The sequence below is a fragment of the Vibrio sp. genome, from assembly GCF_048266485.1.
GTDB lineage: Bacteria > Pseudomonadota > Gammaproteobacteria > Enterobacterales > Vibrionaceae > Vibrio.
The window spans coordinates 62,975-86,537 of the sequence record NZ_JBLWZK010000006.1 but is presented as its reverse complement, the minus strand read 5'-3'; the positions used below and the strand labels follow the sequence as shown (position 1 = coordinate 86,537).

The 23,563-nt window shown below is 42.3% G+C and carries 22 protein-coding genes and 1 pseudogene; 21 read left to right on the top strand and 2 right to left on the bottom strand.

Annotation, left to right across the window (positions count from 1 at the left end; translation table 11 throughout):
• Positions 1 to 136 precede the first annotated feature (136 nt).
• Positions 137 to 2,704, bottom strand: coding sequence for a penicillin-binding protein 1A (locus ACN0T8_RS09440; protein WP_417880366.1), 2,568 nt, complete (start codon positions 2,702 to 2,704; stop codon positions 137 to 139).
• Positions 2,705 to 2,941: 237 nt separating this feature from the next.
• Here ACN0T8_RS09440 and pilM point away from each other — a divergent pair, with 237 nt between their 5' ends.
• From pilM to ACN0T8_RS09360, 16 genes and pseudogenes are all read left to right on the top strand, one after another.
• The gene (pilM, locus tag ACN0T8_RS09435) at positions 2,942 to 3,958 is read left to right on the top strand and encodes a type IV pilus assembly protein PilM (protein ID WP_417880365.1); all 1,017 of its coding nucleotides are present in this window, start codon (positions 2,942 to 2,944) and stop codon (positions 3,956 to 3,958) included.
• Positions 3,948 to 4,547 carry a PilN domain-containing protein gene (locus ACN0T8_RS09430; protein ID WP_417880364.1) on the top strand — a complete coding sequence of 200 codons (600 nt, stop codon included), beginning with the start codon at positions 3,948 to 3,950 and terminating at the stop codon, positions 4,545 to 4,547. Before pilM ends, ACN0T8_RS09430 begins: the two co-directional genes overlap by 11 nt.
• A complete protein-coding gene (locus ACN0T8_RS09425; protein ID WP_417880363.1) occupies positions 4,547 to 5,131 on the top strand; it encodes a type 4a pilus biogenesis protein PilO in 585 nt (194 codons plus the stop codon). The genes ACN0T8_RS09430 and ACN0T8_RS09425 overlap by 1 nt, the downstream gene beginning before the upstream one ends.
• Positions 5,128 to 5,637, top strand: coding sequence for a pilus assembly protein PilP (locus ACN0T8_RS09420; RefSeq protein WP_417880362.1), 510 nt, complete (start codon positions 5,128 to 5,130; stop codon positions 5,635 to 5,637). Before ACN0T8_RS09425 ends, ACN0T8_RS09420 begins: the two co-directional genes overlap by 4 nt.
• Before the next feature lie 85 nt (positions 5,638 to 5,722).
• Entirely contained in the window at positions 5,723 to 7,477 is a 1,755-nt protein-coding gene (locus ACN0T8_RS09415) for a type IV pilus secretin PilQ (protein WP_417880445.1), read from the top strand.
• A 241-nt stretch (positions 7,478 to 7,718) separates the two neighbouring features.
• On the top strand, positions 7,719 to 8,237 hold the full coding sequence (gene aroK / locus ACN0T8_RS09410; protein WP_417880361.1) for a shikimate kinase AroK: 519 nt from the start codon (positions 7,719 to 7,721) through the stop codon (positions 8,235 to 8,237).
• A gap of 24 nt (positions 8,238 to 8,261) precedes the next feature.
• The gene (gene aroB / locus ACN0T8_RS09405) at positions 8,262 to 9,344 is read left to right on the top strand and encodes a 3-dehydroquinate synthase (protein ID WP_417880360.1); all 1,083 of its coding nucleotides are present in this window, start codon (positions 8,262 to 8,264) and stop codon (positions 9,342 to 9,344) included.
• A 135-nt stretch (positions 9,345 to 9,479) separates the two neighbouring features.
• Positions 9,480 to 10,904: an AAA family ATPase gene (locus ACN0T8_RS09400; protein ID WP_417880359.1), complete on the top strand. Its 1,425-nt coding sequence runs from the start codon at positions 9,480 to 9,482 to the stop codon at positions 10,902 to 10,904.
• 96 nt (positions 10,905 to 11,000) lie between these two features.
• The gene (locus tag ACN0T8_RS09395; RefSeq protein WP_417880358.1) at positions 11,001 to 11,822 is read left to right on the top strand and encodes a Dam family site-specific DNA-(adenine-N6)-methyltransferase; all 822 of its coding nucleotides are present in this window, start codon (positions 11,001 to 11,003) and stop codon (positions 11,820 to 11,822) included.
• Positions 11,823 to 12,212: 390 nt separating this feature from the next.
• The gene (gene rpe / locus ACN0T8_RS09390; RefSeq protein WP_417880357.1) at positions 12,213 to 12,884 is read left to right on the top strand and encodes a ribulose-phosphate 3-epimerase; all 672 of its coding nucleotides are present in this window, start codon (positions 12,213 to 12,215) and stop codon (positions 12,882 to 12,884) included.
• Between the two features lie 99 nt (positions 12,885 to 12,983).
• Entirely contained in the window at positions 12,984 to 13,664 is a 681-nt protein-coding gene (locus tag ACN0T8_RS09385; protein ID WP_417880444.1) for a phosphoglycolate phosphatase, read from the top strand.
• Positions 13,665 to 13,833: 169 nt separating this feature from the next.
• A complete protein-coding gene (gene trpS, locus ACN0T8_RS09380; protein WP_417880356.1) occupies positions 13,834 to 14,850 on the top strand; it encodes a tryptophan--tRNA ligase in 1,017 nt (338 codons plus the stop codon).
• A 293-nt stretch (positions 14,851 to 15,143) separates the two neighbouring features.
• Complete coding sequence (locus tag ACN0T8_RS09375; protein ID WP_417880355.1) at positions 15,144 to 15,722, top strand: aminodeoxychorismate/anthranilate synthase component II; 579 nt, start codon at positions 15,144 to 15,146, stop codon at positions 15,720 to 15,722.
• A gap of 222 nt (positions 15,723 to 15,944) precedes the next feature.
• A complete protein-coding gene (locus ACN0T8_RS09370; protein WP_417880354.1) occupies positions 15,945 to 17,156 on the top strand; it encodes an aspartate aminotransferase family protein in 1,212 nt (403 codons plus the stop codon).
• Between the two features lie 125 nt (positions 17,157 to 17,281).
• Positions 17,282 to 18,310, top strand: coding sequence for an arginine N-succinyltransferase (gene astA, locus ACN0T8_RS09365; protein WP_417880353.1), 1,029 nt, complete (start codon positions 17,282 to 17,284; stop codon positions 18,308 to 18,310).
• Between the two features lie 105 nt (positions 18,311 to 18,415).
• Positions 18,416 to 18,691 (top strand): annotated as a pseudogene (locus tag ACN0T8_RS09360) (2-oxoadipate dioxygenase/decarboxylase family protein); the annotation flags it as partial.
• 256 nt (positions 18,692 to 18,947) lie between these two features.
• Here the strand turns inward: ACN0T8_RS09360 and ACN0T8_RS09355 are convergent.
• Positions 18,948 to 19,730, bottom strand: a complete 783-nt coding sequence (locus tag ACN0T8_RS09355) for a LexA family transcriptional regulator (protein ID WP_417880352.1) — start codon at positions 19,728 to 19,730, stop codon at positions 18,948 to 18,950.
• 172 nt (positions 19,731 to 19,902) lie between these two features.
• Here ACN0T8_RS09355 and ACN0T8_RS09350 point away from each other — a divergent pair, with 172 nt between their 5' ends.
• Genes ACN0T8_RS09350 through ACN0T8_RS09330 form a run of 5 tightly spaced genes read left to right on the top strand, consistent with a single transcriptional unit; the run spans position 19,903 to position 23,562 of the window.
• Complete coding sequence (locus tag ACN0T8_RS09350) at positions 19,903 to 20,136, top strand: helix-turn-helix domain-containing protein (protein WP_417880351.1); 234 nt, start codon at positions 19,903 to 19,905, stop codon at positions 20,134 to 20,136.
• Positions 20,136 to 22,136 carry a transposase domain-containing protein gene (locus ACN0T8_RS09345; protein WP_417880350.1) on the top strand — a complete coding sequence of 667 codons (2,001 nt, stop codon included), beginning with the start codon at positions 20,136 to 20,138 and terminating at the stop codon, positions 22,134 to 22,136. The genes ACN0T8_RS09350 and ACN0T8_RS09345 overlap by 1 nt, the downstream gene beginning before the upstream one ends.
• A 46-nt stretch (positions 22,137 to 22,182) precedes the next feature.
• A complete protein-coding gene (locus ACN0T8_RS09340; RefSeq protein ID WP_417880443.1) occupies positions 22,183 to 23,127 on the top strand; it encodes an AAA family ATPase in 945 nt (314 codons plus the stop codon).
• Positions 23,128 to 23,137: 10 nt separating this feature from the next.
• Positions 23,138 to 23,356, top strand: coding sequence for a hypothetical protein (locus tag ACN0T8_RS09335; RefSeq protein ID WP_417880349.1), 219 nt, complete (start codon positions 23,138 to 23,140; stop codon positions 23,354 to 23,356).
• 11 nt (positions 23,357 to 23,367) lie between these two features.
• Entirely contained in the window at positions 23,368 to 23,562 is a 195-nt protein-coding gene (locus tag ACN0T8_RS09330; protein WP_417880348.1) for a hypothetical protein, read from the top strand.
• The last annotated feature ends 1 nt before the right edge of the window (position 23,563 follow it).

The window sequence follows — 23,563 nt, the reverse complement described above, 5'->3', positions numbered from 1 at the left end:
GGCCTCTTTGCTATTTAGAGTTTTTGCTATTTATATCCATCAGACTTGACGCTGCAGCTTTGTTGATCGAGTGCATTCACTTGTCGCCTCACTGCAATTTCAATTACTTCGGGTATAGGATCGTTTACACCAAGAATTAGAATAAGCTATCGCCATCTTCATCTTCAGAATAGAGATCGGTACCTTGATCTTCCACTATAGATTCGGTTGGTTGAGTACCCGTTTTAAAGTATTCCCACATTGAAGAACTATCATTTTTGTCGGTGAGTAGACCACTATCACGGTCAATACGCACACGAATGATTCCTGGTGGTAATTGTTTTTCTTGTGCAGGTACATCTTTCAGGGCAATTTTCATAAACTCAATCCAAGCTGGTTGAGCTGTTGTTGCACCTGATTCACCACCGTTATATTGCTCTTTGCGATCGAAGTTTGCGTTAGCGGAGGTATAACCAAGTGGACGGTTAGCACCATCAAAACCTACCCAAGTACTGGCAACAATGCCTGGAGCATAGCCGTTATACCAAGTATCGACAGAGTCGTTGGTCGTACCAGTTTTACCACCGATATCGCGGCGTTTTAATACTTGTCCACGCCAACCTGTACCGTTCCAGCCAGTACCGTTACTCCAAACACCACCACCCCAAATGTTGCTGTACATCATTTCACGTACTAGGAATGCGGTTTGTGGTGAGATGACTTTTTCAGCGTATTTAGGTGGTTCTTCAGTACCTTGATCATCGATGACAATAGGTTCATGCGAACAGTTTTTTTCGCATACTTTAGTTGGATTTGAACGGAAAATTAAATCACCGTATGGGCTATTAACGTGATCAATATAGTAAGGTTCTACGTAGTAGCCACCATTGGCAAATACTGCAATACCTTGTGCCATTTTGATTGGCGTTAAGCTACCCGCACCCAGTGCGATAGTTTCTGAATGCGGAAGTTTGTCCGGATCGAAACCAAAACGAGGTAGGTAGTCTAGTACATTATCTAGGCCAACACGGCGTAGTGTACGTACAGCCATTACGTTTTTCGATTGTGCTAAACCGCGGCGTAACATAGTTGGACCTAAATACACTGGTGGTGAATTTTTAGGTCGCCATGCCGTACCTTGGCCTTTATCCCATTGGTTAACCGGAGCGTCGTTAATTAAGGTGGCTAAGGTTAAGCCTTTATCTATTGCTGATGAGTAGATGAAAGGTTTAATACTTGAACCCACTTGACGCTCCGCCATAGTGGCACGGTCAAATTTACTGTGCACAAAGTTAAAACCACCAACCAGTGATAGAACTGCGCCATCTTCAGGGTTTAATGCGACAAATGCAGTATTTACAATTGGCACTTGGCTTAACTGCCAGGTTGAGTTAGCAATTGGGTCAACGGTTCCTTCTTTGGAATTTACTTGTTTATCTAAAACATTTTCCGTTTCTTCTTCCGCTGGCTTATCTTCTAAAATACCCATTGGACGAACCCAGATTTGCTGACCAATTTCTAATATGTCAGCCGTTTTAGTTGGCGCTGGACCTTGACGTCTATCATTATAGTATTTACGTGCCCATTTCAAACCATCCCATTCAATGGTTTGTTCACCACGGTTTTTGATGTATACGGTAGCAGAGCGTTGAGAAATACCCGTTACTAGAGCAGGGTGGATCAAACCAAACGTCGGCTTGCCCTTTAGGTACTTATCCATTTGCTTTTGAGTGAAGGCGGCCTCTTGTGGTTTCCAAGCCACGGCCTCGGCACCACGGTAGCCATGACGTTCATCATAGTTAAGTAAGTTACCAATCGCGGCTTGGTTAGCGGCTTCTTGCAAGTTAGATTTCACTGTAGTGTAAATCTTCATACCTGAGCTATAGGCTTCTTCACCGTAATGTTTTACAGCCCAACCACGTGCTAATTCAGCAACATAAGGGGCATTCACTTCAATATGAGCACCATGATATTTACCATCAATCGGTTCTGCGTCAGCAGCATCAAACTCTTCTTGAGTAATATATTTCTCTTCAAGCATGCGTAGTAACACCACATGACGACGAGTTTTAGCGCGATCAATGGAATAAATAGGGTTCATGGTTGAAGGTGCTTTTGGTAGGCCAGCAATAATTGCCATTTCACCAAGAGTGAGATCTTTAGGTTCTTTTCCAAAATAGGTCAAAGAGGCAGCACCTACACCATAAGAGCGATATCCCAAATAAATCTTGTTGAGGTACAACTCTAAGATTTCTTGTTTATTCAGAACTTGCTCAATATGGATCGCGATAAAAATTTCTTTGATTTTACGCATGATCTTTTTGTCATTCGACAAGAAAAAGTTACGCGCAAGCTGTTGAGTGATCGTACTCGCACCTTGTTTTGCTGAGCCTGAAATTGCCACTACGACAGCAGCACGCATAATACCAATCGGGTCAATGCCATAGTGTTGGTAATAGCGGCTATCTTCCGTTGCGATGAAGGCTTCTTGCATTTGCAGAGGAATATCGTCGAGCTTAAGAGGGATGCGTCGTTTTTCACCAAACTGAGCAATTAGTTTTCCATCTTGGCTATAGACTTGCATTGGAGTTTGCAGTTGTACGTTCTTCAAAGTTGCAACGTCTGGGAGCTGAGGTTTTAGGTAGTAATAGAACCCAAAAATTGTGGTCACTCCAAGAATCATGCAAACAAATGAAAAAATGAGCAATGGCTTTATGAACTTCACCGGATATTCCCTGATTGAGTAAGGATGTGTCGATATAAACACCTGTACAGTAGGTGCATATATTAGCATATCGCTAAAAAAATGCGTTCTTAACTTTTTATTTCAATAAGGGATTTCACTTCAAAAAGTGATCTGAATGTTAGTGAAACAACTTATCGGTTTACTAGATAGTTAAGCGTACTTATTAATCATCCAACCTTTGTTGAGGAACTATTCCTCTAGCTGGAGCTTAGCAATATGGGTAAATCTTTCGTCACGGGCATCGATATTGGTCACCATAGTATTAAAGCTGTGGTTATGAAACCCGCTGGAGAACTGTTTGAACTGGTGAGTTACAAAGAAGTGCCAGCAACGGAGGCCATTTTTTCAGATAACCATACCTTTGATCATCAAGAGATTGTCAAAAAATTAAAAGAGTTAAAAAAACAACTGCCAATGATGGCCAGAAATGTTGTGTTATCCGTGCCAGACAATGCAGTAATCAGTAAAGTTCTGCATATTGATAGTGAATTAGAAGAACGAGAAAAAGAATTTGCTATCTACCAAGTATTTGGCCAGCAATCGCCTTTTCCGGTAGAAGATTTAAGCTTGGATTATGTCAAAGTGGAATCGGATACTTTAAAGCGAGCACCGACTTCGACCTATCAAGTTTATGCTACTCGCAAAGAAGTGATAGAAAGTCGTATGGATGCGATAAAAAAATCCGGCTTTAAGCCAATGGTAATGGATATCCAAGCCCATGGTCTACTTCGAGTATGGCAATTAGCAACTCAGGTTGACCCGACAAAGCAAAGTTGGTTGTTAGTTGATATTGGCCATAGCCAAACTTCACTCTGTATTGCGCCGAATAATCGTCCGGCTTATTACAAAGATATTCCTTTTGGTACGCAAAACATCAAGCCTTCTCCGGCATTAAACCTCGATAATGATTCACCAAGCGTTGAGCTGAATCAGCAAGATAAATTTATTGACGAGTTAGCGGAGCGTTTAACTCGCCAGCTTAGTATGTACGGCTCGGTTAATCAGCAACAAAAAATTGAAGGGATTTGGCTCACTGGTGGCGGTGCGACCTTAGCGGCGATTGATGAGTATTTATCAGACAAACTCGACCTTGCTGTTGAAGTACTCGATCCATTAAAGCTGCTGCAAGGCAAAGTGAAAAATAATATTCAATCAGAAGCATGCACGTTTAGCGTGGCGGCTGGATTAGCCATTCGCGGTATTCAATGGCAAGGAGGAAAGCATGTTGCATGATATTAACCTGCTGCCATGGCGTGAAGAAAAGCGTCAGCAATATAAGCAACGTTTCTATGGAATGGTGGTTTTAGGGATCTTGGCCGCATTGATGTTGCAATGGTTTGCCAGCTTATATATCGATCATTTAAAAGATCAGCAAAAGAGTCGTAATCAACAACTACAAGCTTATATCAATAAACTTGATAAAGAGTTGGTGAATCTAAAAGAAATTGAAGCCAAACATAAATCGATATTAACGCGTTTAAGGTTGGTTGAGTCGCTACAAAATGAGCGTAATAAAACTACGGATTTTATGAATCTTATGCCCGAGTTAGTTCCAGAAGGCGTCTATGTCGACAAAATTAAAATGAGTGGCAGAGAAGTGGAAATGGCTGGGGTGAGTGATAGTACTGCTCGTTTAGCAACCATGTTAGATAATTTCGAAAACTCCACTTGGCTAGTTGATGTGGAAATGCATTCTATTATTTCTGGCAGGGTATTGTTTGGTAAGAAGTTTCAAAGTTTTAAGTTGTCATTTCGCTTTGAAGATGAGCAACCGGAACAATCGAATAATGGACAGACTATTGCTAAACAAGGAGGTCAGTAATGGTCGATTTTCGAGAACTTGATTTTGAAGACATGCCGGAATGGCCATTAATTCCTCAGTTATTGGCGATTGGTGTATTGGTGATTGTATTGCAAGTTGTTGGAGCTTGGTTTTATCTATCACCACAGCAAGATGAGCTTGAACAGATTCGACAACAAGAAGTTACGCTAAAAAGCTCAATTCGAATTAAAGCGGCTAAAGTGGCAGCACTACCGCAACTACAGGCACAACTCGATGAATTGAATACTCGCTATCAATATTTATTAAAACAGTTACCTGTTCAAAAAGAGTTGGCGAGTATGCTGTCTTCTGTAAACGATATTGGTATTAAGAATGATTTGAGCTTTACCCGCGTTGATTGGGGGGAAAAGCAAGTACAAGAGTTTCTATATCGTTTACCACTCAACATTGAGCTTACCGGTGCTTATGACGATATTGGAGAGTTCTCGGAAGCGATTGCCAAATTGCCACGTATTATCAGCTTACACAACGTGGAGTGGCAACGAGTGAGTCAAGAAAGTAGCACGTTGCACTTCCGTGTTCGTGCTTATACCTACCAGTTTAAGCCAGAGGATAATCAATGATGAAACCAAGTTTTATGATGCTCTCTGCATTGGTATTGGTTGGTTGTCAGCAATCAAATGATTCGATTCCTAACTTTATTTCTCAAGTGGAAAATCAATCACGTAAAGAAATTGCTCAACTGGAACCAGAAAAAAGCTTTAAAGCAACGCAATATAGCGGCATGAGTTTACGATCACCATTTAGTTTACCTGCTATTGCGGTGGCGAATCAGCCTCAGACGAAACAAGATTGCTGGCAACCGGGGTTACGCAGTAAAACGGGCCAACTTGAACAGTATCCTCTAGAGCAACTACATCTCAGAGGAGTGATGGGAAGCAAAGGGGATATTTCTGGCTTAGTACAAACGCCGAAAGGTACTTTAGTAAAGGTTCAACCTGGAGAGTATATTGGGTTGAATAACGGCAAAGTGGCGCAAGTGACCCCGAAATTTATTTTAATCAAAGAGACACTCCCAGATGGATTGGGGTGTTGGCAGCAGCGAAACGTTAAGTTAGCGCTGAAGTAATCATAACGACATGAAGATAATAATTGAGTATTAAATTATGCATAAAGGATTAACGCTGACAGCTTGGACTCGCCAATTCATTTTGATGTCGACCATTGCTTGTACACTTCTTTCTGGACTAACCGCCGTTGCTGCGACAACCTCTTCCAAGACTTCTAGCTCGGCGACACAATTAGAGCAAGAGTTGAGTAATAAATTTGTTGGCCTCGATTTTCGGTTAAATAAAGAGAAAGAAGGGGTGATTGTTGTCAAATTAGGCTCTTCCGCCTCAGCGGTAGATATTAAGAAAAACCCTCAAGGGTTAACGATTGATTTAATACATACTCAAGTCAGTGATGACGATTTGTATGTGATCGATGTGAAAGATTTCTCTACCGCAGTCAAAACGGTTGAGGTATTTCGAGAGAAAGTCAACACTCGTCTACAAGCGTTAATTTCTGGTGATTTTACCTATGATTATCGTTTGAAAGGTAAGAATTTAGAAATTACCGTGACAGAAGTAAAGACCAAACCTAAGTCGGTAGTAGCCAAACAAAAAACCGTCTTAGATAAAGAAAACAAAGTCATTTCGATTAACTTTCAAGACATTCCCGTGCGGAACGTATTACAGCTAATCGCTGATTATAATAGCTTTAACCTCGTGGTATCAGATTCAGTGACTGGCAACTTAACGCTTCGTCTAGATGGTGTACCTTGGCAGCAAGTGCTGGATATCATTCTACAAGTGAAAGGGTTAGATAAAAGGGTAGAAGGTAATGTTGTTTTAGTGGCTCCAAAGGCCGAATTGGATGCACAGCAACAACAACGTTTAGAGCAGGCCCGTATGGAAGAAGAACTTGGGGATTTAAGTTCTGAGTTGATTCAAGTTAATTTTGCTAAAGCCTCTGATATCGCTGAGTTAATTGGTGGTGAAGGTGAGCTTAGCATGTTATCGAGCCGAGGTAATATCACGGTCGATGAGCGAACAAACTCATTACTAATCCGCGATCTGCCAAATAATATCGACATCATTAAAGGTATTGTTGAATCATTAGATATTCCTGTTAAGCAAGTGCAAATTGAAGCGCGCATCGTGACGGTTAATGAAGGTAATATGCAAGATCTAGGGGTTCGTTGGGGGGTTGCGGAAACCAATGGCTCTTTTTCAACCGGTGGTTCGATAGAAAGTAATGTTGGTCAAGCTGGCATTGCTAATGGCGAGGATGGAATTGATTTTACTGGTAATGGTGATAGCACTGTTGGTATTGAAGATTTCCTTAATGTTAACTTAGCCGCGACGAGTTCTAATGCTTCGAGCATTGCTTTTCAGGTGGCAAAGTTAGGCTCTGATACTTTGTTGGATTTAGAGTTATCGGCACTACAAGCGGAATCAAAAGCAGAAATCATTTCGAGCCCTCGTTTGATTACTACCAATAAACAACCCGCTTATATTGAGCAAGGTACCGAAATTCCTTATTTAGAGGCGGCATCAAGTGGCGCGACTTCAGTTAGCTTTAAAAAAGCGGTATTAAGCTTAAAAGTCACACCGCAAATTACACCGGATAATCGCTTAGTACTTGACTTAAGCGTGACTCAGGATAGACCTGGGTCGGTGGTGAAAACTGGTGAGGGTGAAGCGGTGGCAATTGATACCCAGCGTATCGGTACTCAAGTATTAGTTGATAATGGTGAGACGGTCGTGCTTGGCGGTATTTACCAACATTCAGTACAAACCAGCGTCGATAAAGTGCCACTATTAGGAGATATCCCATACTTAGGAGCACTATTCCGCCGTAGTTATGAGAATTATGGCAAAAGTGAGTTATTGATTTTCGTGACACCAAAAGTAGTCTTACAGTAGTGAGGTCGGTGCTTTGCAAGCGATCTGGTTCAATAAAGAATCAAGATAAATGCATTGTAAGCAAAATTAAAGTTGCATTAGTGGCACCATACTTAGATAATTTCGGGTCTGATCACGAATTATCTGTGAGGAATTAGGTGCCACAATGATATCTAATGAGGCTTTTGCACGCATAAAGCAAACTTCATAATAGAATATCGGATGGCAATTTCATTAAATTAACGTTGAATTACTGCTAAACATGGCCGAAAAACGCAATATTTTTCTTGTTGGCCCAATGGGTGCCGGCAAAAGTACAATTGGTAGACATCTAGCTCAACAGCTGCATATGGAGTTCTTAGATTCTGATACGGTTATTGAACAAAGAACTGGTGCAGATATCAGTTGGGTATTTGATGTTGAAGGTGAAGAAGGTTTCCGCGTTCGCGAAGAAACTGTCATCGATGACTTAACTCAAGAGCAAGGTATCGTACTGGCAACAGGCGGTGGCTCAATTAAGAGCAAAGATAATCGTAATTACTTATCTGCACGAGGTATTGTGGTTTATCTTGAAACGACAATTGAAAAGCAACTTGCTCGTACTAATCGCGATAAAAAACGTCCTTTATTACAAACAGGTGAGCCGCGTGAAGTATTAGAAGCTCTAGCGGCTGAACGCAATCCTCTGTATGAAGAAATCGCCGATTATACTGTACGCACTGATGATCAAAGCGCTAAAGTAGTGGCTAATCTTATTGTAAAAATGCTAGAAGAAAACTAGCCGATAGCTTAGGAGACCCAAACCATGGAACGGATTAATGTGGATCTTGCTGAGCGAAGCTATCCTATCTCTATTGGCGCTGGATTATTAACCAATCCAGCGCTTTTCTCACATTTAAAAGCCAAACAAAAAGTGGTCGTGGTCAGTAATGACACGGTTGCGCCGATGTATGCTGATCGTTTAATTCAAACCTTGACGACTCTGCAATGCCAAGTTGATTTACTCGCTCTGCCGGATGGCGAACAATATAAATCGTTGGAAACCTTCAATACCATTATGAGTTTTCTGCTTGAAGGTAATTACAGTCGTGATGTTGTATTAGTGGCGCTTGGTGGTGGTGTGATTGGTGATTTAGTTGGCTTTGCTGCTGCTTGTTATCAGCGTGGTGTTGACTTTATCCAAGTTCCAACCACCTTGTTGTCACAGGTTGACTCATCAGTTGGTGGAAAAACGGCAGTTAATCATCCACTCGGTAAGAATATGATTGGGGCTTTTTATCAGCCTAAATCAGTGATTATTGATACCGATTGTTTAGATACTCTACCTGAACGAGAATTTGCTGCTGGAATGGCCGAGGTCATTAAATACGGCATTATTATTGATAGTGACTTCTTCACGTGGCTTGAACAGAATATGGAGAAGTTAGTCGCGTTGGATAATCAAGCTTTGTGCTATGCGATTGCTCGTTGTTGCCAAATTAAAGCTGATGTGGTCGCGGCTGATGAAAAAGAATCTGGTGTTCGTGCTTTGCTTAACCTTGGTCATACTTATGGCCACGCGATTGAAGCTGAAATGGGCTATGGCAACTGGCTGCACGGTGAAGCAGTTGCTGCAGGCACCATGATGGCAGCTCACACTGCTTTGCTTCGAGGGTTAATAACTTTAGAGCAAGTTGAACGAATTCAACGTATTTTGGTCAAAGCTAAACTTCCTATACACACACCAGAGACTATGACTTATGAGCATTTTATTAAACATATGATGCGAGATAAGAAGGTTTTATCTGGTCAACTACGCTTAATTTTACCGACTGGAATAGGATCATCGGAAGTGTTAGGAAATACCGATGAAGTAATAATTAGACAGGCGATTGAAGCTTGCCGTTAAAATGAAAGAAAAGTCTTAAACCACGCCAGTAAGATTTTTCATAAACACTTCTTTTATGTGTTTTTTTGACATTTTTCATTTGATAGCGTGCTATTTATAGAATATTCCTATTTTGACGTATTTAAGAGGCTAGTAATGAGCATGACTCATGATGATGCACATATGGTGCAATTAGAATCGCAAACGGACATTCTTGATGGTTTGCAAATGTTTACTCGCCTGGATTCTAACGTAATCTGCGTTGAAGGAGAGGAAGGTTCTGGTAAATCGTGGCTTGCACAACGCTTCCTTAATACTGATAAAAAAATTCAGACGTTATCTTTTCTAATTTGTTCACCGACTCAAACAGCGGAACAGCAACGTAGCGTATTACTCGGCCAGTTGTTGTCAGATAGTTTTTGCACTGGCGAAGAAACGTTACTTGAGAGCTTATCAATATTTCGTAAAGACCAAGATTGCAAGGCGACAATTATCGTTGATGACGCAAACTGGTTAACGGTACACTTACTTGATGAACTGGCTCAGTTGGTACTGGCTGCACAACAAAATCCTTTATGGCAAATCAGTGTTATCTTGTTTGCAAAACCTAACGAGATTGATGAGTCATCATTAACTACCTATCCAAAACCAGAATTTAAGCGTATAGCGATCTCTCCGTTAACGGATAACGAAGCGACGAATTTTATCGATCAACTTGTCATCCCTGCCGCCCACATTGACTCTGATAAGAAAAAACAAGCGATTCATCGTGCTGCTCAATCTGTCATTAATTACCCTGCTAACTTATTAGCATTATCTGAATCGCATAAAAAGCCAGTGGTATGCTGGGTTAAGCGTTCGTTGATTATCTTAATTATTATTCTATTGGCATTAGGTGGTTGGTCTTGGTGGACCAGTTATCAGGCTCGAGTTCAAGATCAGCAAACGGAAACGGATGTTATTGAACAAAATGAAGCCAAGCAAGACTCGGCAGATACACTTCCAAATCCAGTTAGTTCAGTAACTGATATTACATCAGGCGCGCAAGCTGAACAATTTCAAGAAGGCGACACTCTACCACTGGCAGTGACGGATAAAACGTTAACTGTAGGTGATGAGTCTGATTCTGAGCAAAAACGTGTGGTGGTTCCTTCAAAGGTTGTTGATGCATTGTTGGATGGTGATTCACCGAAAGATGCTAAAGTGTCTAATGACGAAGTGACATCCGCTCAAGCTTCATCGGTTCAAAATTCGGTGAGTTCATTGAAAGATGATCAGCTTACGTTAGCCGATGATGCATTATTAGCATTACCTGCTGAACGTTATACATTGCAATTATTGGCCGTAACCAATCAAGAAGAAGCAGTTAACTTTATTAAGATGTATGACTTGAATGGTCAAGTTCGAGTTTACCGTACGCTACGTAATCAGCAATCTTGGTATATCGTGACTTACCAAGACTTTGCTAGTATTAAAGAAACCCGAGATGCGGCTCAAGAACTATCATTAGCGCTACAAAAAGAACAGCCGTGGCCTAAATCGATAGCGCAAGTTCATCAAGAAATTGAACGAGTGAAATAGCGCAGACCCTAGCGCGGAAATATGTTACATTCCCCAGCCCATCAATAATTTTGATGGATTGGTGAAAACACTTGTGGTCGATGAGTAGTAAAATAAATGAAGAAGCAACGAGCTTTCCTCAAATGGGCAGGCGGTAAATACGGTTTAGTTGAAGACATTCAGCATCACCTACCAGAAGGTAGAAAGCTAGTTGAGCCTTTCGTCGGAGCGGGGTCGGTATTTTTGAATACCGATTATGACCACTACCTATTGGCTGATATCAATCCAGACTTAATTAATCTGTATAACTTATTAAAACAACAACCTGACTTGTTTATTCAAGAGGCACAGCGTTTTTTCACACCTGAATATAACCGCAAAGAAGTCTATCTAGGCGTACGCGCTGACTTTAACCAAAGCCAAGATACCTTATTCCGCTCTCTTGCTTTCTTATATATGAATCGATTCGGTTTTAATGGTTTATGCCGTTATAACAAAAAAGGTGGCTTTAATGTGCCTTTTGGTTCTTATAAAAAACCTTACTTCCCAGAAAATGAAATGTTGAACTTTGCTGAAAAAGCTAAGAAAGCGACGTTTGTTTGTGAAGGCTACCCACAGACGTTTGCTCGAGCGCGCAAAGGTTGTGTCGTATATTGTGACCCTCCTTATGCCCCATTAGCCCAAGCGAGTAACTTTACTTCTTACGCGGGCAATGGTTTTTCATTAGATGATCAAGCAGAATTGGCCAGTATTGCAGAACATACTGCAGTGCATCGTGATATCCCCGTACTTATTTCTAATCATGATACTGCATTGACTCGCCGTCTATATAAAGGTGCACAGTTGAATGTAGTAAAAGTAAAGCGCACCATCAGCCGCAATGGTGCAGGCAGGAACAAGGTTGATGAGTTGTTGGCGTTGTTTGAAGCGAAGGGGTAGTTTCGGTACTCGGATTCTCGGTCGTTTCACTTCTCGTTGCTCGAAATTTGTTGTGAGTGACGTGTAGCGTGTAACGAGGAAAAGCGTGGTAAACTGCTGTTAACTCGCGACACAGAGAGAAACATTCACGCCTCTCGCTACAGCCTTTTCGTTTCTTTTTTCTCTTACTGCTCTTTCTCTCAACTCGAAGTACAGTGTTCACATATCTCGTCACTTCTTTCTGTGTCTTTGCCTAAGTTACGAGCAGCGAAGCGCCCGAGCCACGAAACTCGCTCAATAATACCGTGACCATCAACTCGTAAACTACCTCTCACCTTGTATATAAACGTTTGCTTGGGTAAACTTGCGCCAATTTTATCCCATAGATTTAGGCCATACTCGGAGTTAGCCATGAAAGATTTTTTGATAGCACCATCCATCCTCTCTGCTGATTTTGCTCGTTTAGGCGAAGATGTCGAAAGAGTATTAGCCGCGGGTGCTGATGTTGTTCACTTTGATGTGATGGATAATCACTATGTGCCTAATCTGACTTTTGGCGCCCCAATCTGTAAAGCGCTACGTGATTACGGGATTACTGCACCGATTGATGTTCACTTAATGGTGAAACCCGTTGATAGCATCGTGCCTGAATTTGCTAAAGCGGGTGCATCGATGATCACTTTCCACATTGAAGCCTCTGAGCACGTTGACCGTACTTTGCAATTAATCAAAGAACATGGTTGTCAGGCAGGGGTAGTGTTTAACCCAGCGACGCCGCTTCATCACTTAGATTATATCATGGATAAAGTTGATATGATTTTGTTGATGTCAGTGAATCCAGGTTTTGGCGGTCAATCTTTCATTCCGTCTACTTTAGATAAACTACGTGAAGTGCGTAAGCGTATCGAGGCAAGTGGTCGTAATATCCGTCTTGAAATTGATGGTGGTGTGAAGGTGGATAATATCCGTGAAATCGCTGAAGCGGGTGCAGATATGTTCGTAGCAGGCTCGGCAATTTTCAATCAACCAGACTACAAACAAGTGATTGACCAAATGCGCGAAGAACTTGCGAAAGCAAAGTAACTTTGTAACTAGTGGTCGATATCAAAAGAAGCTTGAGATACACTCAAGCTTCTTTTTTGTTTTAATAGAAGTGTGTTGTAAATGGAAGCTGTGAAAACCTTGCAAGATATTCAATTAATCGCATTTGATTTAGATGGGACGTTACTTGATAGCGTACCTGATCTGGCGGTTGCTGCCGATAAAGCCGTACAAAGCTTAGGTTTTCCATCGGTAACCGAAGAACAAGTTCGAGATTGGGTCGGTAATGGCGCTGACATACTGATTGGTCGTGCGCTAAGTCAAAATATTAAGGTTGATCCATCATTAGATGCGGATTTGCTGAAACAAGCGCGTGTGCGTTTTGATGAGTATTATCACCAAGGCGGCCACCAACTCAGTCATTTATATTCTAATGTAACATCGACATTGAAGGCCTTGCATCAAGGTGGCTATAAAATGGCGATTGTCACTAATAAGCCTTCCGCTTTTGTGCCAGATATTTTGCAGCAGCATGGCATTGCCGATCTGTTTGTCGATGTGATTGGTGGCGATGACTTCCCTAATAAAAAGCCTGATCCAATGGCGCTCAATTGGTTGCTCGATAAGCATCAAGTAAGTGCACAACAAATGTTGATGGTCGGTGATTCTAAAAATGATGTATTAGCTGCAAAAAATGCCGGTTGTCATAGTTTTGCTCTGACTTATGGTTACAACCACGGTGAGCCCATTTCTGACTCATCACCAGACTACGTTGCAGATAACATTGCTGAGATGTTAGATGTACTGAGTGTTTCTCAATAATTGAGATTATTCGAAATAAAACGCTAGTCAAACCGAGCTAGATCAGTAAACTGAAATGCCTGTTTATCTTTCATTTAATTTGAATGAAAGATAAACAGGCATTATTTTTAATTTCAGCCCAGTATTCGATGATGAGTATAAATAGGGGCGACAGTAAGGGAAAAGTAACATGAGCAAACCCATAGTATTAAGTGGTGTTCAACCATCTGGTGAACTGAGTATTGGTAACTACTTGGGTGCTCTACGTCAATGGCAACAAATGCAAGATGATTATGATTGCCAGTATTGCGTTGTTGACCTTCATGCAGTTACGGTTCGTCAAGATCCTAAAGCTCTGTATGAAGCGACATTAGATGCATTAGCAGTTTGTCTTGCGGTTGGTGTTGATCCTAAGAAGAGCACGTTATTCGTTCAGTCACATGTACCGGAACATGCTCAACTAGGTTGGCTTCTTAACTGTTATACCCAAATGGGCGAATTGAATCGTATGACTCAGTTCAAGGATAAATCACAGCGTTACGCCAATGATGTCAACGCTGGGCTTTTTGCTTACCCTGTATTAATGGCAGCGGATATTTTGCTGTACGGTGCTCACCAAGTACCGGTCGGTAACGATCAGAAGCAGCATTTAGAGTTAGCCCGTGATATTGCGACTCGCTTTAATAATGTGTATAGCCCTGAAAATCCAATTTTCCAAATTCCAGAGCCATACATTCCACAAGTGAACGCTCGTGTAATGAGCTTGCAAGATGCGACTAAGAAAATGTCTAAATCGGATGATAATCGTAAAAACGTTATTACCATTTTAGAAGATCCAAAGTCGATTTTGAAAAAGATCAATAAAGCGCAAACCGATGCTGAAACGCCACCACGCATTGCACATGATGTGGAAAATAAAGCAGGCATTTCAAACTTGATGGGGCTGTATTCGGCAGCAACGGGTAAAACTTATCAAGAAATTGAAGCGCAATATGCGGGGGTTGAAATGTACGGTCCATTTAAGAAAGATGTGGGTGAAGCGATCGTTGCGATGCTTGAGCCGATTCAATCTGAATACAAGCGCATTCGTGAAGACCGCACTTATATGGATCAAGTGATGAAAATTGGTGCTGAAAAAGCCTCAACAAAAGCTGCAGTGACGTTAGCGAAAGCTTACCAAGCAGTAGGGTTTGTGCCTCGAGGCTAAATTCTATTTGGATATACCAATAAAACCGCTGAAGTTGATATTTTCAGCGGTTTTTTGTTTTTATGACTTTGGATACTATTCCCTACGTATTATTAATATATGTGTCACTAACTATTGGGTTATAGATAAAAATTATGTGGAGTTAAACACGTGTTTGAAGAAAAGTGATGGTGTTTTTATGAACGAAATCATCTTGTAGTAGGGAAAATGATTAACTTTTTAGTGTGAGAAGCTTGCCTTTATTTGTCGCTATTGCAGAATAGCCACTTCTAATTTAGTATTAAGAACTCAAGATGCTGCTGATTATTGATAATTACGATTCCTTTACCTACAACCTCTATCAATACTTTTGTGAGTTAGGGGCCAAGGTACAAGTAATACGTAACGACGAAATTGATATCGCCGGTATTGAAGCCCTTAATCCTAGCCACTTAGTGATCTCTCCGGGACCATGTACCCCCAATGAAGCGGGTATCTCGCTAGAAGCCATTCAACATTTTGCAGGTAAGTTGCCAATATTAGGCGTTTGCCTAGGCCATCAAGCGATCGCACAGGCGTTTGGTGGAAAGGTGGTAAGAGCAAGACAAGTCATGCATGGCAAAACCTCTCTCATTGTTCATACTGGACAAAGTGTGTTTCGTGATTTACCCAATCCTTTAACGGTAACTCGTTATCATTCTTTAGTGGTTGAAACGGCCAGCTTGCCTAAGTGTTTTGAATTGACCGCATGGACCACATTGGCCAATGGCGAGCTCAATGAAATCATGGGTTACCAGCATAAAAGCTTGCCGATAGAGGCGGTGCAGTTTCACCCTGAGTCGATCAAGACCGAAGGCGGTCATCAAATTTTGGCTAATTTCCTTCAGCGATAAATCCTGCCTAAAAGTTACAAAAACGTTAATTGTTCCACAACCTTGCGATTTAGATTTTATCCTATTCTAGAATTCCACTATCCTCTAAAGTATATACCTGATCAGTTGTTCAGGAATGTTCTTATTTGAATAAATATTTATAATAATTAAATAAAAAGTCATTGATGCGTTTCATCTACTTAGCTAGATTAATAGTAGGTGAATAAACGAAGAGGATTAGGGATGTCAGTCGATACGCAAGTGCAAAGAAGTTGGTTTGAAGATGTAATGGTACCTTGTTACAACCCGATGGAAATGATTCCAGTACGTGGGCAAGGTTCTGTGGTTTGGGATCAACAAGGAAAAGAATACATCGATTTCGCAGGTGGTATTGCGGTGAGTTGCCTTGGTCATTGCCATCCGGTGATGGTTGAAGCATTAACGGAACAAGCCAATAAAATTTGGCATTTGAGTAATGTCATGACCAATGAACCGGCATTACGTTTAGCTAAGAAACTGACGGAAATTAGTTTTGCTGAAAAAGTGTTTTTTGCCAACTCTGGCGCAGAAGCCAATGAAGCCGCATTAAAACTGGCTCGTCGTTGGGCAAAAGAAACTCATGGTGAAGAAAAAAGTGAAATCATCGCCTTTACTCAAGGCTTCCATGGTCGTACCTTCTTCACGGTAACCGTTGGTGGTCAGCCTGCCTATTCCGATGGCTTTGGTCCTAAACCGGGCGGGATTACTCATATTCCTTATAACGATCTTGAAGCATTAAAAGCGCACTTATCTGATAAAACCTGTGCCGTGATGATGGAGCCTTTACAAGGTGAGGGTGGGGTGGTTTCTCCGGATCCTGAGTTTGTACAATCAGTAAGAGATCTTTGCGATCAACACCATGCGTTATTGATCTTTGATGAAGTGCAAACGGGGAATGGTAGAACTGGTCACTTCTATGCTTATCAAGAACTTGGCGTGACGCCAGATATTCTATCCACCGCAAAATCGCTTGGCGGTGGTTTCCCTATTGGCGCAATGCTTACGACGACTGAATTAGCCCAACATATGAAAGCGGGTGTACATGGTTCAACTTATGGTGGTAACCCATTAGCGTGTGCGGTTGCTGAAGCGGTAGTGAATCATATTAGTCAACCATCAGTGCTACAAGGTGTTGCTGAGCGCGAGCAATGGTTAAAACAAGGTCTATCGGCATTAAACGATAAGTACGGTTTATTTGTAGATATTCGTGGTAAAGGTTTACTGATCGGTGCCGAACTTAATGATGAGTGGAAAGGCCGATCACGCGATATTTTAGTGGCGGCAGGGCAGCATGGCTTATTGCTGTTAGTCGCTGGTGCTAATGTGGTGCGCTTTACGCCATCTTTAGTGATAACTCAAAAAGAAATTGAACAAGGTTTGGAGAAACTTGATCAAGCGATAGCCTCACTAGTTTAATCGTTTTTCGACTATTTAACTTTTACCATTTATATACTAGGGCAGCTCAGGTTGCCCTATGACTCTTATATTCAGATGACTTGATAATCTAAAAGAGTTGTTCTGAATTCAAAGAAGGAGGCAATATGATCATCGTTCGACCGATTCAATTGTCTGATTATGATGTTCTATATCGCTGCGCCGAAGAGTCTGGCCATGGTTTTACTTCACTACCGCTTAACCAAGAAATTTTGACTCGCCGTATCGAAAACTCACAGAAAAGCTTTGTGAAACCCTCACAAGACGGTCAATTTACTCGCCAAGATGAAAGTTATCTTATGGTGGCGGTTGATACTGAAAGCAACGAAATTATTGGTACCACCGGTATTGAAGCATCGATTGGCTGGGATGTACCTGCCTACAGTTATCACATCAGTAAAGTCGTCCACAGTTCAAATCGGCTGAAAGTGCGCAATGAAGTACAGGTACTGACTTTAGGTAATAACTATACCGGCAGCAGCGAGTTGTGTACTTTATTTTTACGCCCAGAATACCGTCAAGGTCTCAATGGCCGATTATTATCTAAGTGCCGTTTTCTTATGTTGGCACAGTTCCCCGAACGCTTTTCTGACACTATTATTGCTGAAATGCGTGGTGTGAGTGATGAGCAAGGTAATTCTCCTTTTTGGCAATGGCTCAAACAGCATTTCTTTTCGATTGATTTCACGCTTGCCGATTACTTAACTGGCATTGGTAGTAAGGGCTTTATTGCTGATTTAATGCCTAAGCTGCCGATTTATGTCAACTTACTCAGTCCTGAAGCGCAAGCGGTGATAGGTAAGGTTCACCAACAAACAGCTCCTGCATTAAAGTTACTGGAACGCGAAGGATTTTCTTGCCGCGGCTATGTCGATATTTTTGATGCAGGGCCTACGATTGAATGCGACCGTGAGCGTATTCATTCGGTACAACAATCGTTTCTTACCAAAGTGGAAGTGCGTGCTCACTCTTCTTCTCAGCAGTACCTTATTGCTAATACGAAACTGCAAGATTTTAGAGCAACTTTAGCAAAAGCCGCTTATGATTCTGAACGCAATGCGATTTATCTTGCACCAGAGATCGCAGAACTATTATTAGTGAAAACCGGTGATAGTTTAAGAGTATTAGCTCAATAAAAACGCTGGGTTTGGTGAGTTTTTTGAAAGCTATTAATACGTTAAATAATAGATGATAGAACTTGAACTATAGTTAATTGAATTATGTTTATTGGAGAGGAAGCCATGGTAACGGTCGAGCAATTATTTGAGCAACTTTGGCAGGATTATGCCAAACGCTTATGTCCTTCGGCATCAAAAGTTCAAATGCTATTGAGCCAAAAAAGCGATGAATTAATCAATGACCATATTGCACTGCGAACTTTTTCAGGCAGTAAACTAGGGTTACCCCAACTGGCCAAGCACTTTGTACAACTTGGCTATCAACCTGCCGGAGAGTACCACTTCGAAAAGAAAAAGTTGTACGCTCAGCATTATCAACATCCAGATCCTTTGTATCCTTGTATGAAGACTATTTAAATGAACAATATAAGGAATAGATGGGAATTGGTCGGAATAAATGGGATGGATTTGGTTTGAAGCTAGGAAAAACAAAGGGTTTGAGGCGATTTGCTTCAAACCCTTTTTTGTATTTTAGGTGTTGATGGTGGAAATTTCAAAATGAACAATTTTTTTAAATCTTGAAAGATAGCCCTAGTAAAGTGAACAATTGAAGAAAGGCTTTATTTTGTTTTTAAAGTGCCTTTAAATTTTTAAATCAGTTGCCCAGGTCTTTAGCGATGTGAACCACTTGGCCTATCACTTGGAACTGGTGCTGCTCTTCTTTTTTGATGTCCATCATGCTGTAAGCTTTGTTGTCGCTAATTAAGCGCCACGTGCCAATCATGCTTTGGTAACGCTTCACAAACAGCTCCTCACCGTTTCTAAAAACATATATGTGCCCATCTTGTGGAACAGTACGGCCTAAATGCACAACAAGCGTATCGTTGTTGTTGATCGTTGGTTCCATGCTGTCGCCTTTGGCCCATACAATCGCTAAATCCTTTTCGCTAAAGCCTCGCCACTTCAACCATTTTCGCCTAAACGCTAGGTGTCTGCATGGTTCTTCTTCACCGCCTAAAGGGTTTGTACCGTGTCCGGCTGAGACTTGAATTCTATAGCCAGGAATAAGAACAAACTCATTATAAAATTCGAGCATTTCATTAGAGGTAGCATAGCTTTCTGCTACATCACTGATTCCGAATATAGGTTTCATGGGCTCGTCTATTGCTAGCATTTCGCCTCTGCCTGTCGCTAACCACTCTAGGTTAACACCCTCTCTGCACGCAATTTGGTGCGCTATATTTAGATTTGGAATGGATCCATTTTTGACATAAGCATTTACGGTAGATGCTCCAATCCCCCAATCCTCAGCTACTTGCCTCGCACTTCTGCCTTTCATCAAAAGCAAAATTCTTTCTGATAACGATCCATTTCCTTTGTTTTCAATCGGATCGTTAGAAGAATTTGAGTCTTTTTCGACCATATTCTTTAAACCCATTGTCGTATCTAGCCTGAGCCACATTTAGCTCAAAAGAAACGTAATTTAGAAAAAGATCTAAATTTAGCTGTTGACAAGAACTATATTTAGATCAAGAATTGATTTCACGAACTAAGTTTAGTTACTTAGTGCATGTAGTAATAAAGAGATACTAGCAGATTGGGGGCTAAGAATGGAAACAAAAACCGATATGCCACGAGCATTGATTGTTGCTCACTTAAAAATGAAAGGCTGGAGTGTTGCCAAATTATCTATGCACCACGGGTATCACAGAGGAACATTAAACAATGCTTTATGTGCTCCTTGGCCGAAGGGTGAACGTCTAATTGCAGATGCACTAAATATGGCACCAGAAGATATTTGGCCGAGCCGTTACCCTGACGTTGAGACGAAAGGAGTAGCTTAATGTACTTCACAGCCAAAGAGATAGCAGGCGTGACGGGCATGCCAAAGCTAGAGCGAAATTGTTTAGCCAAACTAAATAACCTATTTAGTCAGCGAGATCTAAATCCTGAATTCAAACGCAAGCGCCAAGGCACTAAAGCGTTCGAATACCACATCTCTATTTTACCGCTTGCCACACAAGCTGCGCTTTACAAGCGTGAAGGCAAAATCAAAGTGGGTGATCAGGTTTTCGATTTACCAAAACCCAAAACCACTTCTTACTGTCGCGAAGCATTATGGGCGCGTTGGAACAAAGCTGGCACACGTGCGCAAGAAAAAGCGCAAGGTGTACTAAAAGCCGTGCAGACCGTTAGCGAACTTGTGCGCTCTGGCATTGGCAAAATGGCCGCTTATGAAACCGTTTCAAATGAATTCGGGATCAGCAAAATGAGCCTACGCCGCGCCTGTTCCAAAGTGAAAGATTTTGCACCGGAAGACTGGGCACCTGCATTGCTTGATCGCAATAAAGAAGTCGCGTCTGAAATTAAATCGAAACACTTTGCCTACATCACACCTGCTGCGTGGGATTTCTTCAAGGCTGATTATTTACGTCTTGAGCAACCAACGATGGCCGCTTGTTACGAGCGCTTGATCGAAGCTGCCCCACAACACGGTTGGAAAGTGCCTAGCCTAAAAAGCCTAGACCGCCGTATTCGCCATGAAGTACCACATCAACAACGAGTGATGCTACGCAAAGGTGAGCACGCATTAATGAGCTTATTCCCAAGCCAAGAACGCAGTGTTGACGGCTTGCATGCCCTTGAATGGATTAATGGCGATGGCTACCAGCACAACGTGTTCGTGAGATGGTTCAACGGTGAAATTCTTCGTCCTAAAACATGGTTTTGGCAAGACATCTACTCGCGCAAAATTGTGGGTTGGCGTTGTGACATCAGCGAAAACACCGACAGCATTCGCTTATCACTTATGGATGTGTGCGAGCGCTACGGCGTACCAAAAGAAATCACCATAGATAACACCCGCGCAGCGGCAAACAAATGGATGACGGGCGGCGTTCCTAACCGTTACCGCTTCAAAGTCAAAGAAGATGACCCACTTGGCATCATCCCGATGCTTGGTATGAAGCTGCATTGGTCAAGCGTGATCTTGGGTAAAGGTCACGGTCAGGCAAAACCTATCGAACGTGCGTTTGGTGTCGGTGGCCTAGATGAAATGATCGACAAACACCCACTGTGTGCAGGTGCCTACACAGGCCCTAACCCGATGGCAAAGCCAGACAACTACGCAAGCAAAGCGATTGATGCTGAAGAGTTCCTAAAAGCGCTCGCGGCTGGTGTTGAGATGTACAACAACAAGCAAAACCGTCGCACTGAAATTTGCCAAGGCATGATGAGCTTTAACGATGCGTTTAATGCCAGCTATGCAGAAGCACCGATTCGTAAAGCGACTCAAGAGCAGCTGCAATTGATGATGCTACAAGCGGAAGCCATCACGGTGAACAAACAACACGCCACCATCACGCTTGATGCAGGCGGCAGCTTGAAAGGCCGTAAGAATCGTTACCACCATGAAGCCCTGTTTGATTACGTTGGGCAAAAACTGGTGGCACGTTTTGACCCACTCAAACTGCATGACAGCGTAGAAGTTTACACCCTACAAGGCGTGCGAATTTGTACAGCGGAATGCTTAGAGAAAGTCGGCTTCGGCGACACTCAAGCCGCTCGCGAACACAAGCGCAAACGCACTCAATTTACCAAAGCCAACAAGATTGCAGCACAAGCGCAAACCGATATGGATGCGCTGGAAGTGGCCGCCATGATGAAGCCGCTTGAAGAAGAGTTCATCCCAGAAACCAAAGTGGTTGAGCCATTCCGCCCTGTGTCCATTGGCAACACCGCTGCACAAGTCCATGTGGATGAAGATCTGGATGAAGACTACGAAGCCAATTATGCGCAAAACCTTTCGTATCTTGTGGAACAGAAGAACAAAAACCGCCTTTAAATCAGCTTTAAACCGCCAATAAACGGAGCAATTTATGACTAAACAAATGGAAAACGTGATCACTTTAGGTCAACCGAAAGCCACCGAAACCGATGTGCTTATGCGAGTTCGCGCTCTAGTGGAATCGAGAAGCGTGATTTCATCTCAAATTGCAAAAGAGATCAGCGTGTCGCCAGCCACGCTAAGCCAAATCATCAACAACAAATACCAAGCCGACCCTAGCAAGATTGTTGAGAAGCTTGAGAAATGGTTGCGCCTACGTGATTCACGTAAAACCACCCCAAGCCAAAACCCCGGCTTTGTGATGACAACCACAGCACAGCAAATCACTAACGATTTGACCTATGCCCAAGTGACCGAATCGATTGTCGTGATCTATGGCGCGTCCGGTGTCGGCAAATCAGAAACCCTACGCCATTACCAAAAGCAAAACAACAACGTGTGGATGATGACTGCTTCGCCAAGCCGTTCAAGCCTGACCGAATGCTTATATGAAATTGCGATGGAGCTAGGCATGGATCAAGCGCCACGTCGTAAAGGCCCATTAGCGCGAGTGATTCGCCAGCGCCTAAAAGGTACAGAGGGTTTGATCATCATTGATGAAGCCGACCACCTCGATTACCCAACCCTAGAAGAGCTGCGCATTCTGCAAGAAGAAACAGGCGTTGGCATGGTGCTAGTGGGTAACAACAAAGTGTACACCCAGCTTACGGGTGGCCGACGCAATGAAGACTTCGCTCGTTTGTTCTCACGCATTGCCAAGAAACGCGGCATCCACAAGACCAAACAAGCCGACGTTCGCGCCATTGCCCACGCGTGGAATGTTCTTGGCGAAACCGAAAACAGCCTGATGTTCCAAATCAGCGAACGCCCAGGTGGTTTACGTCTATTAAGCAAAACCCTAAAGCTTGCGGCCATGTATGCCAAAGGCGGACAGATTACTGAGAAAGGCTTACGCACTGCGTTTGCAGAATTAGAAACCAATGAGTGAGGGAAAGACCATGACGACTAAACAAATTCAAATCGAGTTACCTGTAGAGCTAACTGAAAATGCTACGGAAGAGCAAATGAACATAGTAGCTGCAACGTTAGGTGCTTATATCAAATCAGCCAACGGTTTACTTGATGAGAAGCAGTTACAAGAAAGTTTGTTGCTGCTGTCAGGTTGCGCTCAAGCAATTGCTGAGGGCTTTGCGCAGGCTTTCGAGCGTAAACATTAAGGGGATTTGAAATGACTTTTAAAGCAATTTTGAAATGTGATGCTGATGGTTGTTGTAACGAATTTGAATTGGATTGTGCTCATCCAGCAGACGCAGAAATTCGATATGACGAAATCAATGATGATACCAATTGGCTCGTCGATTTTGAAACCGATGAACACTATTGCCCCAATTGTGCCCCTAAAGCAATGAAAGAAAGGATGTAGC